2 pseudogenes are annotated in these 2880 nt (G+C 66.5%); both read left to right on the top strand.

Annotation, left to right across the window (positions count from 1 at the left end):
• Positions 1-102 precede the first annotated feature (102 nt).
• Positions 103-1612: pseudogene (locus AUC71_RS17955) on the top strand (pyruvate dehydrogenase complex E1 component subunit beta).
• Positions 1530-2705 (top strand): annotated as a pseudogene (locus AUC71_RS22790) (2-oxo acid dehydrogenase subunit E2). Before AUC71_RS17955 ends, AUC71_RS22790 begins: the two co-directional pseudogenes overlap by 83 nt.
• The last annotated feature ends 175 nt before the right edge of the window (positions 2706-2880 follow it).

Genomic DNA, 2880 nt, shown 5'->3' with positions numbered 1-2880 from the left:
GCGCCATCGTCAACGCGGCGGCGGACTTCGCGCAAGCCGATCCCGAGCCGGACCCGGACGAGCTGTGGACCGACGTGATGGCGACGTGAGCACGGGCCGCTAATGCCGACGGAAATTCTCATGCCCGCGCTTTCGCCCACCATGGAGGAGGGCACGCTCGCCAAATGGCACGTGCGCGAAGGCGACGCCGTGCAGACCGGCGACGTGATCGCCGAGATCGAGACCGACAAGGCGACCATGGAAGTGGAAGCCATCGACGACGGCACCATGGGCAAGCTGCTGGTGCCGGAAGGCACCGAGCACATTCCGGTCAACAAGCCCATCGCCTTCCTGCTCACCGACAGCGAGGACGCGGGTGAGGCGACCGCTCCTTCTCCCTCTCCTGAGCGGGGAGAGGGAGTAAACACGCTTCCTCCGACGCTCCCTACTGGGACGCGGAAGAAGAGGCGCCGTCCGATCCGTTCAGCGCCAAGACGCCGGGCCAGGAGACGCCCGGCGATGAGACGCGCGACGAGGAGCCTGCGCCGGATTTCGGCGAGACCGAGCCCGAGGTCGAGGAAGCGCCTGCCGGACCGCAGACCGCACCCGAGGAGCCGGTCGCGGAAGCGAGATTCCGCCCGGCACGGAGATGGTCACCATGACCGTGCGCGAGGCGCTGCGCGACGCCATGGCCGAGGAGATGCGCCGCGACAAAGATGTGTTCGTGATGGGCGAGGAGGTGGGCGAGTATCAAGGCGCCTACAAAATCACCCAAGGCCTGCTCGAGGAGTTCGGCGAACGCCGCGTGATCGACACGCCCATCACCGAGTACGGCTTTGCCGGCGTCGGTGTCGGTGCAGGCTTCGCCGGCCTTCGGCCCATCGTGGAGTTCATGACCTGGAACTTCGCCATGCAGGCGATCGACCACGTCATCAACTCCGCCGCCAAGACGCTCTATATGTCCGGCGGCCAGATGCACTGCCCCATCGTCTTCCGCGGACCGAACGGCGCGGCCGCCCGCGTCGCCGCCCAGCACAGCCAGGACTATTCCTCCTGGTATGCGCATGTGCCCGGGCTGAAGGTCATCGCGCCCTACACGGCGGCGGACGCCAAAGGACTGTTGAAGGCCGCGATCCGCGACAACAGTCCGGTCGTCTTTCTCGAGAACGAAATTCTCTACGGCCAAAAGTTCGAGGTGCCGAAGCTCGACGACTTCGTGCTGCCCATCGGCAAGGCGCGCATCGCCCGCGAAGGCGCCGACGTAACCCTCGTGTCGTATTCGCGCGGGCTTGCGTACACGCTTGAAGCCGCGAAACAGCTGGCGGAGGAGGGCATCTCGGCGGAAATCATCGATCTGCGCACCTTGCGGCCCCTCGACATCGACACGGTGGTCGCCTCGGTTAAGAAGACCAACCGGCTCGTCACCGTCGAGGAGGGCTGGCCCGTCTGCTCCATCGGCTCGGAGATCTGCGCGCAAGTCACGTCACGAGCTTTCGACTATCTGGATGCGCCGCCCACCAAGGTCACCGGCGCCGACGTGCCCATGCCCTATGCCGCCAATCTCGAAAAGCTCGCGCTGCCGTCGGTGGATCTCATCGTGCAGGCGGTCAAGGCCGTCTGCTACCGGGACTGACGCGATGGCGGAGAACACGATCGATCACGAACACGAAGGCTCGCCGGAACACGTGATGAGCCGCATCGCCGCGCAGATCATGGCGAACGGCAACGGCAAAGGCGATCACGGCAGGCGCGTGTTCGCCTCGCCCCTGGCCCGGCGCATCGCCAGCGAGCGCGGGATCGATCTCGCCGCGCTCAAAGGCTCCGGCCCCCACGGGCGCATCGTGCTTCGCGACGTAGAGCACGCCGCGCCGGAATCGCCCGCCGCACCGACGGAAAACGCCGAAGCAGCGGAAGCGCCGTCACAGGGCGAGCCGACTCACGACACGCCGTCCCGCGGCGAGGTGATGCGCGCGCCGGCGCCATCGCAAGGCCTCTCGGACAAGCAGGTGCTCGCCATGTACGAGCCCGGCAGCTACGAGCTCGTGCCCCACGACACCATGCGCCGCTTGATCGCCGAGCGGCTGACGCTCGCCAAGCAAACCATCCCGCATTTCTATCTCAACATCGAATGCCAGTTGGACGCGCTGCTGGCCGCCCGCAAACGCCTCAACGACATGGCGCCGGACAACGGCCCGCGCATGTTCAAGCTCTCGCTCAACGACTTCATCATCAAGGCCATGGCCATGCGCTGCAGACCGTGCCCGGCGCCAACGCCACGTGGACCGAACAGGGCATCCTGCGGCACCGCTCCTCGGACATCGCCGTGGCCGTGGCGCTCGAAGGCGGCGGCCTGCACACGCCGGTGATCCGCAGCGCCGAGGTCAAGAGCCTGTCGGAGATCTCCAACGAGATGCGCGATCTCGCGGAGCGCGCGCGCTCGAAACGTTTGCGCCGCACGAATATCAAGGGGCGCCACCGCCATCTCCAATCTCGGCATGTACGGCATCGATAGCTTCGAGGCGGTGATCAACCCGCCGCAGAGCTCGATCCTCGCGGTCGGGCGCGCCGAGAAGAAGGCCATCGTCAAGGACGACGCGGTGAAGATCGCCACCATGATGAGCGCGACACTCTCCGCCGATCACCGGGTCATCGACGGCGCGCTCGGCGCCGAGCTGCTCGCCGCGTTCAAGGCCTATCTCGAAGACCCCGTGACGATGCTGGTGTAGGGCACGCCTTTCATGGAACGGCTGGGCACTTTAGCCCCCACCCCAGCGGCGCGTATCGATGCGCTACCGCTTCGCTACGTGAGCGCCAGCGCGCCGCCGGACCTCCCCACGAGGGGGAGGTAGGGGAGATTGCTGAAGCGCTTCGACATACTCCATACCTCCCCTTGATGGGGAG

Origin of the sequence: Methyloceanibacter marginalis, assembly GCF_001723295.1 — a bacterium.
GTDB lineage: Bacteria > Pseudomonadota > Alphaproteobacteria > Rhizobiales > Methyloligellaceae > Methyloceanibacter > Methyloceanibacter marginalis.
This window is presented reverse-complemented; position numbering and strand designations above follow the sequence as displayed.